Source organism: Bacillus sp. WC2507, from assembly GCF_052656125.1.
The window spans coordinates 3370823-3392040 of sequence record NZ_JBQXPN010000001.1; the positions used below are offsets into that span (position 1 = coordinate 3370823).

Here is a 21218-nt window from a genome sequence, read left to right on the forward strand (position 1 = left end):
TATTCTCCTTTATTCAACGAATATCAGTTGTTATTCATTGACAATTGCTTTCTGTTTTTTTGATACGGATAACATTTTTTCTTTCTTTTTTGACATTACCTCTTTATCAGAAATACGTAAAGAAAATAATAATGCTACGAGTAAAAACATTGCTGATCCAATAAATGCCGCTTGATATGGTAAGAAATCTGACTGTGCATGATTCTGTATTTCATTACTTCCAAACCCTGATAATATGCTAGCTAAAACAGCAACTCCTATCGCTGAGCCTAATCGATTTTGCACATTAAATATAGTAGTTGCTCTCCCCATAGAAGGTGGTGCAATATTGTTAAATGCAGAAAATTGAACTGCACCGACCGACTGACCTAAGAAAATACCGATGCCAAACAATAATGCCCGTATTTGCCAAGGGTTCGTATCGTGATTTACAAAACTTAATAAAACAAAGATAATCGCCGTACAAATTAACCCTATAGAAATTACCTTGCGAGCTCCTAATTTCTTATATGACCATGGCACAATCTGTGACGATATCATTAATCCAATTGCCTCCGGGAATGTCGTAAGACCTGATTCCAGTGCAGATACTCCTATTACATTTTGATACATAAGTGGAAAAACAAATAACATTCCTAGTAAACCAGCTGATGAAAACAATGAAATAAGACTCATTTTTCTAAAGACTGGTTCTTTTAATAAGCGTAAATCTAACATCGGTTGCTTTACTTTAAGTTCTACAATGATGAACAATGTAATGAATACAATCCCAGCTATCCCAGTACTTATAATCTCTGGAGAAATCCAGCCTTTTGATGGACCTTGGCTAAGTGCATAGATCAGCATCGCAAATCCTGGTGCTGAAAGAACAAAACCGAGAGAATCAAAGCGACCAGCCGATTTTTCAATATGTTCTTTTAAAAATAGAAGACCGAATAGTAACGCTACAATTCCAAACGGTAAATTAATATAAAATGCCCAGCGCCAAGACATTTGATCTACAAAGAAACCTCCAATAATCGGTCCTACTGCCGGTGCGACAGCAATTGGCAACACAATAAACCGTGAAATTTTCGGCCTTTCCTCTGGTGAAAATGTTCGGAATAACATCGCCATCCCAACTGGTGTTAAAAGTCCCCCGCCAGCACCTTGAATGATACGAAAAATATTCAATGAAGTAATATCGTTCGCTATTCCACATAATGCAGACGCAGTTGTAAATACGAAAAGAGCGGTTAGAAATACTCTTTTCGTACCGAAGCGATCTCCTAACCAACCAGAAATCGGAAGGAAAACAGCTAAGCTAACTAAATAGCCAACATTAACCGTCCCCATTGCAGATGGAGGCACTTGTAATTCTTTACTTATCGTTTGTAGTGCTACATTCACAATTGTTGCATCCATCGCAGCCATAAACATCGCTGTTATATATACGATACTTACAACAACTTTTGGATTTATCTTTGCCTTCATTATCGTTTTCCTACTAATATTTTTTCGCCAGCTTGATTACTTTTTGGATTCAAATCTTTCCAGTTATTCTCAACATATTGTAAACAATCGTGCCTGCTAGCTTCTCCATGTACGACTTTCCAACCAATAGGTACATCAAGAAAGACAGGCCAGAGAGAATACTGGCCCTCCTCATTTTTTAATACTTTATATGTGCAATTATCATTTTCAAACGGATTTGTCATACTGTTCTTACCCCTTTCTTATTCTGCAAATATTTCGCTAATACTTGTCCAATTTCTGTAAGTGGTCCTGGTTGACATAAATCTTTATGTCTACAATCAATATCGTGTTGCACAATTTCCCCGTCTAAATAATTTAGCCATGTATTTGGGGAGATAGGATCAAACCAGTCTGGTATAACAGTAGATCTAAAGAATAAAATATCTCCGTTATAAACTTTCGGCACATATTTCCCTAACAACCCTACCGAATTTACATATGTTTCTTTTAAGTTCAAAATAGTCTCTTCTTCAAGACTTGCTAATGCACTTCCATCTTTACGAAGTATTTCTACTGCACTTTCCATCGTAAGTGGTTTACCATCCATGTTATCTGGATCGTATCCACCTAAAGCAAGTAATGCAATTAACGCTTCTTCTTCAGTAGGTGCTTCCGTATTCGGTAAAAAGTGCCCTGGATAAGAATCTAGCATAACGAGTAATTCTACTTCTTCCCCTTCATTTTGTAGTTGCGCTGCCATTGCATGCACAACATTTCCTCCAAGCGACCAACCGAGTAAACGATATGGTCCGTGAGGCTGTACTTCACGAACGTGTTTTAAATAATCCGCCGCCATCTCCTCTAAACTTTTTGGAAGTTCTTCATTTTTAGCGATACCACGTGCTTGTATACCGTAGATTGGATAATCTGTTCCTAAAGATTTCATAAGTCCTGCATAGCACCAACTTAATCCACCTGCTGGGTGTACACAAAATAGTGGTAATTGGTCTCCGCTTGCTCGTAATGGAAGCAACACATCAAGTGCACTTTGTCCATTTCCCACTTCAAGTCTTTCAGCAAGACCTGCAACAGTGGGTGCTGCAAATAAAGTTCCGATATTTAGTTCCACCCCAAGTGCTTCTTTCATGCGGCTCATAAGCTGCACTGCAAGAAGTGAATGGCCACCTAAATCAAAGAATCCATCATCAATTCCAATTTGCGGCACACTTAAAACTTCTGTAAACAAGTCACATAACATTTCTTCTTGCGGTGTTCTTGGTCCACGACTAGATGATGATGCGATAAATTTTGGAGCTGGCAATGCCTTTCTATCTAATTTACCGTTTGGAGTTAAAGGTAACTCATTTACTACTACAAAAGCATATGGAACCATGTAATCTGGTAAACTCCCCCCAGCATACCTACGCATTTCATTCGTATCAATCATTTCATTATTTGATGCGACGATATAAGAAACTAACCGTTTATCCCCTGGTTGATCTTCCCGTACAATAACAGCTACTTGTTCAACTTTAGGGTGTTTCATTATTACCGCTTCTATTTCCCCTAATTCAATTCGGAATCCACGAATTTTTATTTGGTGATCTGCACGTCCTATATAATCTAGCGTCCCATCTTTACGCCAGCGAGCTAAGTCTCCTGTACGATACATTCTTGTACCTGGCTTGCCAAATGGATCTGCGATAAATCGTTCAGCAGTTAAACCTGCTCTTCCTAAATATCCACGAGCAAGCCCTGCACCTGCAACATACATTTCTCCAACTACTCCAGGTGGCACCGGTTGTAAATAGTTGTCTAACACATACACTTTAAGGTCAGGTATACTGCACCCAATTAAACTATTTGCCCGTAAAGAAACTATATTCTCGTCTAACTCAATATAACTAACATGTACTGTCGTCTCAGTAATACCGTACATATTAATAAGCTTCGGTGCGTTATGAGGATGTCGACTATACCAATCTTCTAATCGACTTAGCTCAAGTGCTTCTCCTCCAAAAACAACATATCGTAAAGATAATTTTTGGCCAATCTCTTCATTTTCACGATCTGCTTGCATCAATTGATAGAACGCTGATGGAGTTTGGTTTAAAACAGTTACCTTTTCTGTAACAAGAAGTTGTAAAAATTCTTTCGGCGAGCGACTTACAGTATGTGGTACTACGACCAGACGACCTCCATATAATAAAGGCCCCCAAATTTCCCAAACCGAGAAATCAAATGCGTATGAATGGAACATCGTCCAAACATCGTCTGCGTCAAATTGGAACCAATGATCAGTTGCACCTAAAAGTCTTACTACGTTTTGATGAGGTATCATAACGCCTTTCGGTCTACCTGTTGAGCCTGACGTATAAATAACATACGCAATGTGTGAAGGCGATAATTGCCTCATGCGCTCCATTTCATCAATATTATCTTCACTATATTTCTCTATTTCTTTTATTACTTTCACATCATCAACTAAAATTTTCAGTTCCTCATTACATTCAATTTCCACATCTGAATTTGTTAAAACACATGATGGTTTCGCATCGTGGAGCATAAATGAAATACGCTCTGACGGGTAATCTGGATCTAACGGAAGGTATCCCGCACCAGCTTTTAGAACAGCTAGTAAGCTTACAACCATATTTAAAGATCTCGGCATCGCTAAAGCAACGAGTTGATCAGGACCGATTCCTTTTGCTATTAGCAATCGAGCTATTTTATTCGCTTTTTTATTCAACTCTTCATATGTTAACTTTTCATCTTCAAAGACGACAGCAATAGCATTTGAATTTATATGAGCCTGCTTTTCAAATAATTGTGATAATGTCATTTCTGGTGCAATTTGAAAACCACCATTCCACTTCTCTAACACTGTATTTCTCTCTGCTAAAGTTAATATTTCTAATCTACCAATTAATTGATCAGGATTTTCCGCTGCATCATCTAATAACAGAATGTATCGTTCTATTAATTTTTGCACCGTTTCCCGTTTATATAAATCAGTACTAAACTCTAACAATCCGTGTAAGCCGTCTGGAGTACCATCAACTCCGTTACTCTCGCTAATTTCAAATGTTAAATCAAATTTCGCAGAGCCAACGCTTTGAATTTCAAGATTCGCTTCTAAGTCTGGAACATCAAATATCGCTTCAGGCGTATTTTGGAAAGCTAACATAACTTGAAACAGCGGATGACTATTTCGGGTACGTACTGGATTTAACACTTCAACGAGTCGTTCAAATGGAACATCTTGATTTTCGTAAGCTGCCAGATTTAACTGCTTCACTCTATTTAGTAATTCTTTAAAACTTGGATCTCCTGATGTATTTGTACGTAACACTAATGTATTTACAAATAAGCCAACTATATTTGATAGTGCATCATCGTTTCTTCCAGCAATCGGACTCCCGATTGGTATATCAGTACCGGCACCTAATCTTGTAAATAGCGCACTAAGTCCTGCTTGCAACACCATAAACAAACTAACTCCGTTTTTCCGTGCAAGCTCTACTAACCTACTATGCATACCTGCATCTATATGAAAATGAATTGTTTCTCCGCGGTAACTCGTTTCAATTGGACGCTGGTAATCTGTAGGTAACTCCAGCTGATCTGGTAAACCTTCTAGCTCTTTCTTCCAAAAATCTAATTGTGTTGAAATGAGACTCTCTTGTGTAGTTTCATCACCAAGCAATTGTTGTTGCCAAAGGGCATAATCTGCGTATTGAACTGGAAGTGTCTCCAGCTGAACTCTGTTACCTTGACATCGTGCTTTATACGCCGCTGCAAAATCTCTCGTTAACGGTTGTAACGACCAGCCATCCCCTACAATATGGTGTAATAGAATTAGTATTACATGTTCGTTTTCACTCAGTGTAAAAAGTTGCAAACGAATTGCTGGTTCAACATCGAGGTTAAAGCTATATCTTACCGCCTCTACAAGTACAGTTTCTAATTGCGCTTTACTTGTTTTTGTTATAATCATTTCTAAATTTAAATTTTCCATATCTAAAATTTTCTGATAGGAACTACCTAATACGTTAGGGAAAATTGTTCTAAGTGTTTCATGTTTCTCAACTACATCATAAAAGGCACCTTGCAATGCTTTCTCGTTCAAAATTCCATTCATACGAATAACTAGCGGAATATTATAAGTAGGGCTCGGACCTTCTAAGCAATTTAAGAACCATAACCTACGCTGTGCAAATGAAAGTGGAATCTCATTTGGTCTACTTACTTTCTTAATAGCTGGTCTTACACTTTTTGCTTGATCCAATTGTTTCGCTAGTTCAGCAACAGTTGGCAATTCGAATAGTTTTCCAATCCCTAATTCCACACTTAACGTTTCACGAATTCTTGCCATTAAACGAGATGCAAGAAGCGAATGACCACCCATTTCAAAGAAATTATCATCGATGCTAATGCGAGAAACACCAAGTACTTCTGCAAATAAATCACATAATATTTCTTCTTTCGGATTTCTAGCAACTCTATCCTTGTTCATTTCATTAAAATCAGGAACAGGCAATTTCTTTCTATCAACCTTACCATTTGGCGTTAATTGTAATTCTTCTAGCACAACAAATGCTGATGGCACCATATAATTCGCTAAACTTTCTGAAACATAAGAACGAATTTCTGCAAGATCAATTTGTTCCTTTCCTTCGGCAACGATATACGCAATGATTCGTTTATCATTTGGGCGATCTTCTCGTACCATCACTACTGCTTGCTTAACATTTTCATGTCGTTGTAATACCATTTCAATTTCAGCTAATTCAATTCGGAAACCGCGAATTTTAATTTGATGATCTGCGCGGCTCACGTATTCTAGCACACCATCGTTACGCCATTTCACCAGATCACCTGTGCGGTACATACGCTTCCCTGGTTCTCCATATGGATTTGCAACAAACCGTTCAGCCGTTAACTCTGGTTTTCCTAAATATCCGTTCGCGAGCCCCTCCCCCGCAATATATAGTTCACCAATCACTCCAGGTGGAACTGGTTGTAAGCCTGCATCTAATACATACACGTCTGTATTCCAAATCGGTTTTCCAATAGGAGGTATACCACTTTCATCAATGTTCATGAAAGTAGACCAAATAGTCGTCTCGGTTGGTCCATATAAGTTTGTAATAGCGCAACCTAATTCTTTTAATGTATTTGCTAAATGGGCCGGAAGAGCTTCACCACCAACGAGCACATTTAGCCCTTGTAGCCGCTCTGGATATTCAGTTACTAACGCCTGCCAAAGCGTCGGTGTAGCTTGCATGATTGTCACTCTTTCTTCTTGTAACAATGCCGTTAACGCAGAAGGTTCTTGAATTACCTCTTTTTGTGCAATTGTTAAACTTGAACCACTAATAAGAGGTAAATAAATTTCTAGAGCAGAAATATCAAACGCAAACGTTGTAACTGCTAATAAATGATCATTTTCATGTAATGAAAACATATCTTTCATGGCCAATAAAAAGTTACTTAAAGCTTTCATAGGAACAATTACACCTTTTGGATTTCCGGTTGATCCTGAAGTATAAATTGTATACGCAGGCTTTAAAAGTGATTCATCATTTCTAAATGGTAGATTCATATGAGAATATGCTTTTAACGCTAGTTCTGTTTCTTCACTATCTAATTCGATTTTTTTCATATCATTTTCTATAACTAAGGTTGATGAAACAGATGAATGTGTGATGATACAAACTGGTTTTGCATCATTTACTATATAATTTATTCGCTCTGCTGGATATTCTGGATCTATTGGTAAATACGCTGCACCTGCCTTTAAGACTGCTAGCATACTGACTACCATTTCTATTGACCTTGGAAATACTAAAGCTACAAACTGATTTGGCCCTATTCCTTCTTCTACTAAATAGTGCGCCAGTTCATTCGCTCGTTCATTTAGCTCTTTATACGTAAGATCTTCACCGTTACAAGTAACCGCTATTTTATTTGGAGTCTTTTGTACTTGTTTTTCAAATAATATAGGTAGAGAGATGAATTTATCAGCTGCCTTCGTTTCATTCCATTCCAATAAAACTTTATGATTTTCTTCAGGAAGAGTAATGTTTATGCTTCCAATCGACGCGTCTTTTTGATAAACATTTATCATTAATTCTAATAAATTCATAAATCTCTCTTTATGCAACGCTAGTTCCGCGCCATTATATACTTCTAGATTCGCATCAAAATGAATCATTAGCTCATTTTGATCAAAACGTTTATATACATTTATTGATAAATCATCGACAGGTCCTGCTGATAAATTATGTGTAATACCACGATTTCCAGCAAAGTTAAGCCCATAATCAAAAGGCATAACATTCACTAATGGTCCAAATAATCTTTGGTTTTCACCTAATAACTTTAAGTCTCTTCTTAATTCCTCATGACGGTATTTATGATGACGACGTACGTCTTGGATTTCTTTAGAAACTTGCTGTAATAATTCCGCAAAAGTTATATTTGGAGTTATAGTGAGACGAAGTGGTACTAAATTCATTACCATACTCGGTGTATGAATAGATACAGAACCTAGACGCCCCATCATCGGTAAACCTAAAACAATATCATTTGCACCTGTTAACTTATGCATATAAATACTTGTTACAGCTATAATAAATTCCGGCCAACTTGTTAACGAAATATTGATATCTTCTAGTAAATTTTTCGTACTAGAATTTGATAAATAAGCCGTTTCTCGTAAAAATCCATTTGATGTTCTCGGCGCTCGTTCTGCTAAACTTACAACTTCCGGTTCATCTGCAAACTTCTCTAACCAAAAAGTACAATCTTCCTGAAATTGTTTAGACTCACGATACTCCATATCTTCTTGTACAATTTTCGCAAGAGAACCAAATGGCTTTTCATTCCTTTTTGTCTCTTCTATAAGTGATGTATACTCATTGGCTACCTTTTGGCTAAGAAGTGAAAATCCATAGCCATCCATCACAATGTGATGGATGCGCTGATACCAAAAGAAACGATTATTTTCAATTTGAATAAGTGCTTCAGTAAATAATGTATCTTTTTTCAAATCGATTGGTATAGATAAATCATTTTTCATCCATACCTTAGCAGCTTCTTCAGGATTTTCTTCTTTACGAACGTCAATAAAATGCATATGAAACTTTGACGATTCCTCAATAACTTGCCATGGGCCAATTTCATCCTCTTCAAAACGAACGTGTAGTGCTTCTGCTTCTGTTACAACATTTCGTACTGCTAATTCGAAAATTTCTTGATTAATATTTCCGCTTATTTCAACATATTCCCCAGTATTATAAATCGGATTCAGCGGATCTAATTGCTGTGCAAACCACATACCAGTTTGCGCAGATGATAACGAATGGCGAACCTTTTGACTATTAGGCATTCTTTACTACCCCTTTATTATGTAGTCTATATTAAAGTACATGCTCTGTTTGCGGAGATAATAAGCGGTACCAATCAACAACCGTTGGGCTCTCTGCTAAATCCGCAAAAGTGATTTCTTTTCCTTCGCGGCGCCATTTCTCTACTAAACTCATAATTCTGACCGAATCAAGTCCTCTATTTAATAAATCTTCATCAGTCTCAACACTCTCTACTGGTTCACGAAGTAATTGTGCAACTAGTTCATGTACTTGCTGTAAAGTGATTTCATCATTATCTTTTAAACTTTGTAACTCTGTTAACAAAATGTTAGTTGATGTCGTTACTGCACATCTATTAGATGCATACTCCAACGCTTGTTTATGATGTTCTAGTGAAAAATCAGCAACTGCATCTGCTACAAAGAACGGCTCTATACCATCCATAAACGCTTCACAAGCTGTTAATAGGCAGCCAATATGTGCATAAATACCGCAAATGATGAGTTGATCTCGTCCTTGTTCATTTAATATTTCTAGTAAATTTGTCTTTTTAAATGCACTATATCTCCATTTTGTTAAGAATATATCATCCTCATCTGGAGTAAGTTCATCAACAATTTTCTTTTTATCTGGTCCAGCAGGAATACCGTCACCCCAGAAGTCTTGCAATAACCCTCGCTGTTCTAACGTTTGTCCACCAGGTTGTGCTGTATAAACAACTGGAATACCAAGTTCCTTACATTTTTCTCTTATCACCTTAATATTTGAAATGAGTTCTACTTTCGGTGATTCTGTATCGCTGTATGCATCAAGAAAATATTCTTGCATATCATGGATTAGAAGAACCGCACGTTTCGGATCTGGCGTCCAGTTCACTTTATTTTTTGGTAGTTCTGATTCAACTGGCATTTTGTATACTGAAATAGATGGAATAGCCATCTAATCACTTCCTTCCAATTTTTATATTATTTATCGTTTTACCGTAATAAGTTTTTCAGCAATAGCTTTACGTAATTCTTTTTTGCTTACCTTTCCAACACCTGTTTGTGGGAATGATTCAATAAATTCAATTCGATCTGGAATCTTATAAGCTGCTATACCACGTTCTCTTAAAAACATTTTCAATTCACTTACAGTTGGAGCTTGTCCGCGAGCTATTACAAATGCACAAGTACGTTCTCCTAAATAATCATCAGGCATTGATACAATTGCTACATCATGTACTGCATCATGTGCTAATAGATGATTTTCAACCTCTTCCGCAGCAACTTTCTCACCACCACGGTTAATTTGATCTTTATCTCTTCCTTCTACAATGATGTAACCTTGTTCATTTACTTTTACAAGATCACCTGTGCGATAAAATCCATCCTTTGTAAAGGATCTTGCATTATGCTCTTCTGCTTTATAATAACCACGAATTGTATATGGCCCTCTTGTTAATAAACTACCTACTTCTCCAGGTTTTACATCGTTATCATTTTCATCAACGACCTTTACCTCATCAAATGTAGACATCGGTCTCCCTTGTGTATGAATAATAATTTCTTCAGGATCATTTAATCTTGTGTAATTTACTAATCCTTCTGCCATACCAAACACTTGTTGTAACGTACATCCAAATGTAGGGCGTATACGCTTTGCAACTTCAGCACTAAACTTAGCGCCCCCTACTTGAATCACTTCTAGGCTCGATAAATCGTTATTACGTGAAGAGGCAGCATCTAGCCATACCATTGCTAATGGTGGAACGAGCGCTGTAATCGTCACTTTTTCTTTTTCTATAAGAGTAAATGCCTCATCTGGACTACCCCCAGTTGCCAACACTACTTTTCCACCTGCGTAGAAAGTTCCAAACGTTCCAGGAGAACTCATCGGATAGTTATGTGCTACTGGAAGTACCGCCATATAAACACTATCTGCATTTAAATTACAAATTTCAGCGCTAACACGTAAACTATAAATATAATCATCATGTGTTCGAGGAATTAATTTAGAAAGTCCTGTTGTCCCTCCTGATAATTGGAGAAATGCAACATCACTTGGCTGGACTTCTGGTAATGGAACGGGATCTATATACAGATCATTTATGTTCACAAACTCTTCTTCTTCTCCCACTACAATTACATGTTGTAAAGTTGGCACTTTCTCTTTCACTTCTCTTGCTAGTTTTCGATAATCAAAGCCGAGAGCCTTATCTGAAATAACGTAAGCACTCGCCTCACCAAACTCACAAAAATAACTAATTTCACTGCTTCGATGTGAAGGTAGTGCAAAAATAGGAAGTGCTCCAATTCGAAATAGCGCAAAACATATTTCGAAAAACTCGATAATGTTAGGTAACTGGATTACAACTCGATCTTCTTGCTTTATTCCTAAATTCAGTAAACCTGCAGCTAAACGATCTACCTTTTTATCAAGCTCACTATACGTTATTTGCGAATTACCGCTTACAACCGCGATTTGATCTCTATATTTTTCAGCACGCTCTTTTAACATCGAACCAAATGTTTCTCCAAGCCAACATCCTTCTTCTCGGTAACGATTTGCAAATTCTTTTGGCCATTCCGTATAACCTTCTAACATTCTTTCTTCCCCCTACTTTTCATTAAGTGAACTATCCTTTAACCCTAAAGCTTTCAACATTGTTTGAAATTTAGCAGAGGTTTCTGCTAACTCATCTTCAGGATTAGACTCAGCAACAACTCCAGCGCCTGCATATAAACGAAGTGTATGTTCTTGTACTTCAGCACAACGAATTGTAACAATCCATTCACCATCTCCATTTAAATCGCTCCATCCTAACATTCCTGTAAAGAATTCACGGTCAAATGGCTCAATTTTTTGAATAGCTTCTCTCGCTTCTTCCATCGGCGTTCCGCAAACTGCTGGCGTAGGATGAAGAGCAATTGCTAATTCCAAAGAAGTAGTATTTGGATCCTTTAGTTCACCTTTCACTTCAGTAGACAAATGCCACATCGCTTCACTATGAATAACGGATGGTTTTTCCGGAACATTTAATGTATGACAATACGGACGAAGCGCAGCAGCAACCGCTTCCACTACTACCGCATGTTCGTGTAAATCTTTTGGAGAAGAAAGTAATTCCTCTGCTCTTCTTTTATCTTCCACTGGATCATCACTACGAGGTCTTGAACCAGCTAACGGATTAGAAGTAACTTGCATACCATTACGTGAAACGAGTAATTCAGGGCTTGCTCCAATTAATGTCTTATTATTCTCATTTTCATCTTTCGGTAAATTCACAGCAAATGTATAACCATGCTTATTATGTTCTGCTAATTCTCGAAGAAGTTTTTGCTTATTAATCTGTTCAGAAGATTCAACATCTAACGATCTGGATAGAACGATTTTCTTTAAATCGCCGTCTTGGATTTTTTCAATTCCTTGCTTCACACCGTTCATATACACTTCAGGCTCTGGGACTGGCGTCATTTCGAATGTTAAGTTCTCATTTGTTTCAAGCTGATTTGTTGTATCCAATTGTAAACGCTCAGAAATTCTACTATATTCTGGGACGATAAGTTGAACTTCTTTTCTACGATCAAATGGCAAGGCACCTACAACGATAGGATTCGGATTTCCTGCTTGTTTTGCATTACGTAATACGGCTTGCACAAGCTCTGGAAAACTTTCAATTTCACGATGCTTTACTGTAGCAAACCCTCCTTCTGTCAATATCGTTCGAGTTGGTGAAGCAAAAAAGAAAGAAGATTCAGTCTTATAATCTTCTAATAATTTTTCTGACAGTTCCTTTACAGCCGTAAATTCATTCATAGTATAGTAGCCCCCTAAATTTTTTATTAAATTCCTAATGTAGCTCCGCCATCGACACATAAATTGTGCATGGTAATGTGGCTTGCTTTATCTGAAGCTAAAAACAATACCGCTTCGGCAACTTCTGAAGGCTGTGCAATTTTTTGTAACGGTATACCGAGTCTATATGTGCTTTGAGAACCAGCAATTATATTTTTTGCCCCATTCTCATCAGCCCATAGTAACCTTTGCATTTCAGTTTCAGTAGAACCTGGAGAAACTAAGTTACAGCGAATGTTGTACGCTGCAAGTTCTAATCCTAAACACTTCATAAACATCGTCGTTGCAGCTTTTGATGCAGCATACGCAGCCATCTCCATTCTCGGGGTATTTGCTGCATTTGACCCAACTGTAACAATTGCCCCTGACTTTCTTTGCATCATCTGTTTACTTACTGCTCGGGACATATAGAAAACTCCTGTAGAGTTTACAGAGAATGTTTTATTCCAATCTTCATCACTTAAAGAGTGAATCGCTCCCATACGTAAAACCCCTGCAACATTTACTAATATATCTATTGGTGCTATATCATTTTCAATGCGCTTTACTATATCTTCAACAGCAGCACTATCACTTACATCTAAACGAAATGTTTTCATACGTGTTTTATTTAATTCATTTTGTTTTAAGAGTACTTTTAACTCTTCTTCATTTTGATCAACCGCAATAACTGTAGCTCCTCTTTCTAAAAACATTTTTGCTACAACACTACCTATACCTTGGGCTGCACCTGTTACTAAAACCGTTTTCCCATCAAATTCCCCTAAGTTCATTTCCTCTATCCTTTCATTTGAAAATTAATCTAATCAAACAAATAATGATAATGATTATCATTATCGATGTAAAAAATAATACACTTACTAAACTAATTGGTCAAGTGTACTTTTCATCAAAATATTATTCATTGATAATGTTTTTCATTTAATATTCTTACACCGAAATGATAATCTTTCTCAATAAACTTGTCAACCTATTTTTATTTTTCAGATAAAATATTTTAATACTTCTTAATAAAATCACATTTAAACGCATTAAAAGTACTTACTTTATAAATAGAATTCAAAACCCTCTTTTTAATATTGCAGACGATAAACTGTAGATATCTTTATTTACAATGCTTTTTCAAAAATTCGAGTATATATTTTCTCAATATTTTTCTGAAAATATATCTTGCAAATACAAATGAATGTCTTCCTTATAATTTAAGATTTAATAAATGTTTCAAATATGATGTATCAATTCATTACATTCCAATATAATCCAAATGGATATTCTACTCTTTTTTTTCTCAAGAAGCTGCCAAAGGTTAAATAGTCTCGTTAACATAATTCAAAAAAGCACCCTATTTAACAGGATGCTTTTTCATAATCATAGTGTTATAGAAGATTTATATACTTATGCTACGCTGTGATACTCTTCTTCTTGTTCTATTTTCTGCTTAGGTGCTTGAATTAAAATTGCGATAATAAATGACACGACACATAATACGCCGATCACCATAAAGGTTGGTTTGAATCCACCTAGAAGTGCACCGATAAAGGAACCTGCAAGTGCTCCAAATCCAAATCCTTGATACACAATTCCGTAGTTCTTACTATGGTTTTTCATACCGAAGAAATCACCAACAATAGCTGGGAAAATAGTGATATTTCCACCAAAGCAAAACGCTACACTTGCTACACATACGAAGTAGATACCATAATTTAAATCTACGAAACTTAAAACCAAGACTGAAGTCGCCATAACAACAAAAGTACCAGTAACGATTTTTAAACGGCCGATTTTATCTGATAACGGTCCTAGAATAATACGACCTAATGTATTGAAGATTGCAACCATAGCCACCGCATTAGCTGCTGTCGCTGCGCTAAGCCCTACAAGTTGAACACCAATGTCTTTTACCATACCAATTAAGTATAAGCCACTCATACATGATGTAAATAACATAATAAATAATAAATATACTTGTTTTGTGCCTAACATTTCTTTCGTTGTATATTCTTGAGTTTTTGTTTCATGAACTGCTCCTTGATCTGCAGCTTGATGGATTAAACAAGCGCCAATTACAATCATAGCTGTAACAATTAAACCCCAGTATATAAATGCTTGCGATACACCAACTGATTCAATCAACTGTGCGTTTACGTATTTGAAGATTAAGCTACCCGAACCATATGCAGAGACAGAAATACCAGCAATTAAACCTTTACGCTCTGGAAACCACTTGATTAAATTTGATAGTGAAGTGATATATGCTGTACCATCTGCATACCCTACAACAACTCCTGCTAGTACATAAAGCAATAGTAATGAGGAAGCTTGTGAACTAAGAATTAATCCTAGTCCTAATGCTAGTCCAGCTATCATAATAAGTTTACGAAGTCCCCATTTTTCTTGTAATTTACTCGCAAATAAAGTTGAAAATGCTAAGGAAAGACTAGTAATTGAGAAAGTTATAGCAACTGCATTAAGACTCCAACCGTATTTACTAACTAAAGGCTGATTGAATAAACTCCATGTATATATCGTTCCAAGCCCCATTTGTACTATAACTGTGCCAAGGACAACAAGCCATGGATTAACATTTGATTTTTTCATACCTTTCCGCCTCCTCTTTCTATTTCAATGCTATTCGCTAAATTTTCTTTTTTTATGTTCATATTGACCACCTCTTTTGATTTAACACCTTCATTGTATAAGATGTCCCCGCTTATGTAAGCACTTACAAGGCAGAGCGTCAAAAACATGGAATCAGTTACAGAAAACGAAGGACGAAATACAAAAAGCTACTTATTAAATACATAAGTAGCTATTATAATGTTTTGCATCAATAGGACTTACAGCTGTTTTATCATCTTCTTTTATACAAATTATGTTTCAAGTTAAATCATTGTTAGATTGCAAAATTTTGATTTTCCTATACAAACAGAAAAAACTTTTTTACACTACGATGTACTTTATTTTTTATAAAATCACAAATATTTTTTTGATAAATAAAACTAAATATTCACTAATATACCTATACGTGGTTTAATATATATAATAAAAAAACATTTCTGTCTTTAATGAGGAGGTACTATGAAAGCAAACGTAGGGGATACTATACTTTTTCAACGAAATAATTTAAAGATTACGGGATCTGTACTAAAACTTTATACTGAATCGGTCTTAGTTGAAATTACAAATGTAAGCGGTGGTACTTTTGAATTTGATCGAACAATTGTAAATCATAAAAACTATAAAATTATGAATACGAATACATAAAGTTAAGTTTTAATCAGTCGCACCAACCGGGCGTTTACGGAATGCTCATGCGGAATAACACAACAAAAATAGCCCCTGCTCACCAGCAGCGGCTATTTTATATGAAAATACTTCATTAGTTTATATATCCTAAAACACTTACAATCTTACTCGCTTTTAAATTATTAATATGATAATAAATTTCTAAACCTCTTCTCTCAGCTCGTAACACTTTACCTTTCATTTTTGATAAATGTTGCGAAACAGTCGATTGTGGAATGTTTAGTAATTCTGTTAATTGTGTTACATTACAAGTTTTTCTCGTACTTAATTCATTTACAATTTGTAATCGAATTGGGTGCGCCATAATTTTTAAAATATCTACATCTTCTTCTGAAACTAAACTTTTTCTCATTTCACTCGTATATGTTGTCATAAGACATTCCCCTTTTATATGAATTCCTTTTATTTAGATCTATTTCCAAAATATTTAAAACTCCGATGTGAAACCTTTATATAAAAATAATAGAATTTTAAATTTTTAAAAACAGAAATAAATTCAATTCACTTTATTTATTTGGTACATATACATAATACAATGTTAATATGTGCTCTATGTGAAGTTCGCATAAATTTGCAATGAAGATTTTCAAACAATTCATATCTAACTATACACTTCCTCCTAACACTATCCAGTGATTTTAACATATTTTAGGCATTTGTATATACTATCTACAAAATAAATGTTGTTTAGGAGGAATTCAAATGCCAACAATGTTACAAGAAGAAGTTGAAGAAGCGCGCGAAACATATGTCAGTCGTATCATATTGGTCGGTGGATCAGCTTTATTTTTAGTAGGTGGTGTTATATCGGCCATTTCAGCCTTTAAAACTTATAATCGCTTGGAAAATACACCGCCTTCTACAGATAACTCATAGGTGAATTATCTAATTGCGAATAACAAATAAATGCCGCCTCTATAAAGAGGTGGCATTTATTTTACCTTAGGTTCTATACTAAAAAATCGCAAACAATACTTTAAGTATGAATGACAATGGAACTTACTTCACCACAAACCTCGTCTGACTACACCCATCCTTCTGCTTCGTTACCTCTAATACAGCTGGCATTGCGTTTTTCAGCTCTTGAACGTGTGAAATGACACCGATAAAGCGGCCTGATTTTTGTAAGTCTATTAAGGCATCTACGGCTTTCGTTAATGATTCTTCATCTAATGAACCGAACCCTTCATCGATAAACATCGTTTCGATGGAAATACCACCTTCATATGCTTGAATGACGTCTGCCATTCCGAGCGCTAAGCATAGCGATGCATTAAATTTCTCGCCGCCAGATAATGTTTTCACATCGCGTGTTTGGCCAGTGTATGCGTCATATACATCTAAGCCTAATCCGCTTTGACGATTTCTCTTTTCTACTCGTTCACTTCGTTTTAAATAAAATTGTCCATTTGATAATTTACGTAATCGTTCGTTTGCAATTTGAACAATTTGTTCTAAATACTCAATTAGGATGTAACGTTCAAATGATATACGGCTTTCGTTATCACCTTTCATTACTTCATATAAGTCAACAAGTTCTTGGAAAGCTTTTTCTTCCTCATGAATTTGCTCATCAATACGTCTAATATTTTCATGTAAATCAGAAATATATGTTACGGCATTTTGCGCACGTTGACGTTTTTCTTTAATGATATCAAGGTTAATTTCTAGTTCTTTTATATGTTCACCTAACGCTGTAATATCCATATACTCTTTATCTTTTAATTCAGCATGTAACTCTTCAATTTGTTTTGCAAGTACTTCAAGAGATGAATAATAGCTTTGAATTTCTTTTTGTATCATTTCCATCTCAGCATCACTTAATTTAGCTTCTTTATACGTAGATTGATCTGTAAATCCGCTCTGCTCAAGCTCTTTCATAAAGCGCGTGAAAGTCTCTTCTTTCTTCAATTTTGCACTTTCAAATTGATTAGAAGCACCTTCCTGTTCTGCTTGAATACGTATATTTTCGTTTTGCCAATGTTGATACGCTTCCTGCACTTTCTTCCATTCGTCCTCCATTAATCTAAGTTCATGCATAGCTTGGTCAAATTGAACTTTCCAAGCTTGGACTGTTTGTAAGTTTTCAGGAATGTTTTTCTTATCATGTTCATATGACGTACGAAGCTGCATACACTCCATTTCTGTACGGTGCTGCTCTGTTTCTACCTCACGCTTCTGTTTCTGCAGTGCATCTACTTTTTCTTCTATGCTTTTTATTTTCACAGCTGTTTGCTTACGCGTTTCTTCACTTGCTTTTAACGTATTCACTTCAGTTGCTAATTGTTTTCCCTTTTGAACAAGCGCACTGTATGTTTCAACTAATTCTTCAGAGTGATAGCCTCGCTTCTTAACTTCTTCTATTACTTGCTCATATTGAAGATGATAGAAATTCCATTTCTCCTCTAATTGAACATGTAATTTTTCAGCAATATTCTTCTTGTCTCTTAAATCATTTAACTCTTTTTCATCAATCGCATCACTTTGCTCTGTAGCTTTTTTCGGATGGTTCGTGCTGCCACATACTGGACAAGATTCGCCATCATGTAGATGAAGAGCTAATATACCAGCTTGTTCACTTAACCAGCGACGTTCCATACTTTCATATGCATTAACTGCCAATTGCATCTTATTATATGCTGCTTCTTTTTCTTGCTCGAATTTTTGTTTTTCTTGCCATACATCATATGCTTGCTTTAAAACTTTTGCATCTTCTCGCATATTCGTTAGTTCTTCTACTTTATCTACATATTGTTCAAGTGCTTGTTCTAATTGCTGTAATTCACCAGACATTAGCAGTTTTTGATTTGTATGCTCTTCTAATTGTCGATCTAAGTTTTGCATACTTTCTTTTAATTTTCCTATTTGAATTTCTGTATTTTGTAAATTCAACTGTTTCTCAGCTAATGATGCAATAATCGGTTGTAACTCTTCTAATCTTTGAACAAGTTTTTTTGCATTTTCTCTCTCAGGTTCTTTATTCTTTACTGCTTCATATTTCTCCTGAGCAAGTTCAAAGTTATTCGTTATATTTTCTTTTTTGGCGATAATTTGTTTTAACAAACTTTCAGCTTTTTGCACATTTTGCATTGCTTCTTCGTACCATTGTTCAAATGGTAATAAGCGCTTCGCTTGTTCCGCTCGCTTAAAAGATGTTTCTTTCATTTCAATAACTCTACGATTTTCTTGTAAAATATTATATTTCTCATTCTTTTGTTGTAAATCTATAAATTTCTCATTTACAGACTTCGCTGCGTGAAAACGTGTTTCAGCATCCTTTAATTGCTTCGTTTGAACATCTTGTTCTACTTGTAATTGCTCAACCTCTGCCTTATACACAGCTGTTTCTTGTTCTAATGCTTCTACTACTTGATGCGTATTTACATGCTCTTGTTCCACTAATGTCTCTAATAATGCTCCATCTCGGATTGGTAATTTAAAAACATTACGAAAATATAGCTCTCGCTCTTTCTGTTTTTCTTGCAAGACATCTTTCCATTGTTTTCGTTTTTGATCAAGTAACTCACGCATTAACTTATAACGATCTGTTTTAAAAATACGACGCAAAATTTCTTCTTTGTTTTCTGTCTCAGATGTTAATAGTTTTCGGAATTCCCCTTGTGGTAACATAACAATTTGGCTAAATTGATGTTTACTTAAACCAATTAAATCTTCTACTTTTTTATTTACATCCGTTACATGGAAACGATCAACAGCTGGAACCTTCTCTTCATCATTCACTTCATATAATTCTACAGCATGTCCCGTAATCGTCTTATTCCCTTGTTTTTTATGCCCAAGTTGTCGTTTTATTTCATAACGTTTCCCTTTTAACTGAAAGGTTAGTTCTACACTTGTATACGTATTATCATCAGCAAATTGACTGCGAAGCATGCTCGTGTCACTACGTTCTTCTCCGCTTGCCTCACCATATAACACATAACAAATAGCATCAAAAATCGTTGTCTTTCCAGCTCCAGTATTTCCAGAAATAGCAAAAATACGATGCTCTCCAAGATCATCAAAATCGATTACTTCTTTCTGTTTATATGGGCCAAATGCCGTCATAATAAGCTGAATCGGTCTCATCCTCGTTCACCTTCCCGTTCTTGCACTGTTTGTAATACTTCTACAAATAGACGTTCTTTCTCTTCTGATAAATCTAAGCCTTTCATCTCTTTATAAAAAGCTTTTAATAGTGATAAATCATCCGTTTTATGTCTTGAAACAGTCACTTCATTTGAATCCGTGAACTCTCGTCTTTGAATGGATCTTTCAACATGCATTGCATTTGGATATACAGAGCGTATTTTTTCCATTGGCTGCAAGACAGGATTTTCATCTAATAATTTTACAAACACGTAATCTTCACTTACTGGATGGTGTAATAATTCATCTATTTTCGCTTCTACTGTTCGCATTTTACGGCGTGGTGTAAGTAACCTTTTTTCAATTGTTACTTCTCCTTGCTCGTCCAGTTCTACAATATAATATCCTTTTTTATGTTTTTCTTCAGAAATAGAATAGGCAAGTGGTGAACCTGAATATCGAATTGTCTCATTACGTACGAAATGCGCTTGATGTAAATGTCCAAGCGCTGTGTAATGAAACTTATCAAAATAATGACTATTTACATATTCAGCACCACCAATTGAAAGTGGTCGTTCTGCATCACTTGTATTCTCCTCCGCTTCTCCCGCAGAAGTTACAAATGCATGACCAACAAATACATGTCTAGCTTCTTTATCCATCGTTTCAGAAAGCTCATTCATAAAAATACGCATCGCATCATCATGAGAACGTACGTCTTCGTTTTTCAATACATGTCTAACTATGCTTGGATCCGCATATGGAACGAGATGGAAGTGAACTTCGCCATATTCATCATTTAATATAATGGGCTCATATGGAAATTGAAACTGTCCCACAATAAATAATCCTTGTTTCTTCATTAAACTACTACCAAAATGAATACGATCAGGACTATCATGGTTACCTGCAACCGCAATAACTGGTGTTTGTAAATCAATCACTATTTTTTGCAGCACTTCATTTAATAAGTCTACTGCTTCCGTAGGTGGAATTGCTCGGTCGTATAAATCCCCTGCAATAATTACGGCATCTGGTTTTTCTTCTTCAACAGCTTGTACAAACTGATCTAATACAATCTTTTGATCTTCAGTCATATACACGCCATGAACAAGCTTTCCTAAATGCCAATCCGCTGTATGAAATAACTTCATGGTT

General features: G+C 35.8%; 13 protein-coding genes. 2 read left to right on the forward strand and 11 right to left on the reverse strand.

What is annotated here, in order from left to right; translation table 11 throughout:
- Positions 1-30: 30 nt before the first annotated feature.
- From ACUN28_RS17915 to ACUN28_RS17950, 8 genes are all read right to left on the reverse strand, one after another.
- On the reverse strand, positions 31-1473 hold the full coding sequence (locus tag ACUN28_RS17915; protein WP_016087959.1) for an MDR family MFS transporter: 1443 nt from the start codon (positions 1471-1473) through the stop codon (positions 31-33).
- Positions 1473-1697, reverse strand: coding sequence for an MbtH family protein (locus ACUN28_RS17920; RefSeq protein ID WP_016087960.1), 225 nt, complete (start codon positions 1695-1697; stop codon positions 1473-1475). Before ACUN28_RS17920 ends, ACUN28_RS17915 begins: the two co-directional genes overlap by 1 nt.
- Entirely contained in the window at positions 1694-8848 is a 7155-nt protein-coding gene (locus ACUN28_RS17925) for an amino acid adenylation domain-containing protein (protein ID WP_016087961.1), read from the reverse strand. Before ACUN28_RS17925 ends, ACUN28_RS17920 begins: the two co-directional genes overlap by 4 nt.
- Before the next feature lie 31 nt (positions 8849-8879).
- Positions 8880-9767, reverse strand: coding sequence for an isochorismatase (dhbB, locus tag ACUN28_RS17930; protein WP_016087962.1), 888 nt, complete (start codon positions 9765-9767; stop codon positions 8880-8882).
- Positions 9768-9797: 30 nt separating this feature from the next.
- Entirely contained in the window at positions 9798-11414 is a 1617-nt protein-coding gene (locus tag ACUN28_RS17935) for a (2,3-dihydroxybenzoyl)adenylate synthase (RefSeq protein ID WP_016136680.1), read from the reverse strand.
- Between the two features lie 12 nt (positions 11415-11426).
- Positions 11427-12626, reverse strand: coding sequence for an isochorismate synthase DhbC (dhbC, locus tag ACUN28_RS17940; RefSeq protein WP_016087964.1), 1200 nt, complete (start codon positions 12624-12626; stop codon positions 11427-11429).
- A gap of 26 nt (positions 12627-12652) precedes the next feature.
- A complete protein-coding gene (gene dhbA / locus ACUN28_RS17945; protein WP_016087965.1) occupies positions 12653-13438 on the reverse strand; it encodes a 2,3-dihydro-2,3-dihydroxybenzoate dehydrogenase in 786 nt (261 codons plus the stop codon).
- 622 nt (positions 13439-14060) lie between these two features.
- The gene (locus ACUN28_RS17950; RefSeq protein ID WP_016087966.1) at positions 14061-15263 is read right to left on the reverse strand and encodes an L-lactate MFS transporter; all 1203 of its coding nucleotides are present in this window, start codon (positions 15261-15263) and stop codon (positions 14061-14063) included.
- Positions 15264-15743: 480 nt separating this feature from the next.
- On the opposite strand from ACUN28_RS17950, the gene ACUN28_RS17955 reads away from it, so the two are divergent.
- The gene (locus tag ACUN28_RS17955; protein ID WP_016087967.1) at positions 15744-15929 is read left to right on the forward strand and encodes a YkvS family protein; all 186 of its coding nucleotides are present in this window, start codon (positions 15744-15746) and stop codon (positions 15927-15929) included.
- A gap of 115 nt (positions 15930-16044) precedes the next feature.
- Here the strand turns inward: ACUN28_RS17955 and ACUN28_RS17960 are convergent, their stop codons facing one another.
- On the reverse strand, positions 16045-16344 hold the full coding sequence (locus ACUN28_RS17960; RefSeq protein WP_000214798.1) for an ArsR/SmtB family transcription factor: 300 nt from the start codon (positions 16342-16344) through the stop codon (positions 16045-16047).
- 329 nt (positions 16345-16673) lie between these two features.
- On the opposite strand from ACUN28_RS17960, the gene ACUN28_RS17965 reads away from it, so the two are divergent.
- On the forward strand, positions 16674-16847 hold the full coding sequence (locus ACUN28_RS17965; protein ID WP_001142748.1) for a hypothetical protein: 174 nt from the start codon (positions 16674-16676) through the stop codon (positions 16845-16847).
- A 123-nt stretch (positions 16848-16970) separates the two neighbouring features.
- On the opposite strand, the gene ACUN28_RS17970 is transcribed toward ACUN28_RS17965, so the two are convergent.
- On the reverse strand, positions 16971-20060 hold the full coding sequence (locus tag ACUN28_RS17970) for an AAA family ATPase (protein ID WP_016087968.1): 3090 nt from the start codon (positions 20058-20060) through the stop codon (positions 16971-16973).
- Complete coding sequence (locus tag ACUN28_RS17975; RefSeq protein ID WP_016087969.1) at positions 20057-21214, reverse strand: exonuclease SbcCD subunit D; 1158 nt, start codon at positions 21212-21214, stop codon at positions 20057-20059. Before ACUN28_RS17975 ends, ACUN28_RS17970 begins: the two co-directional genes overlap by 4 nt.
- Between the last annotated feature and the right edge of the window lie 4 nt (positions 21215-21218).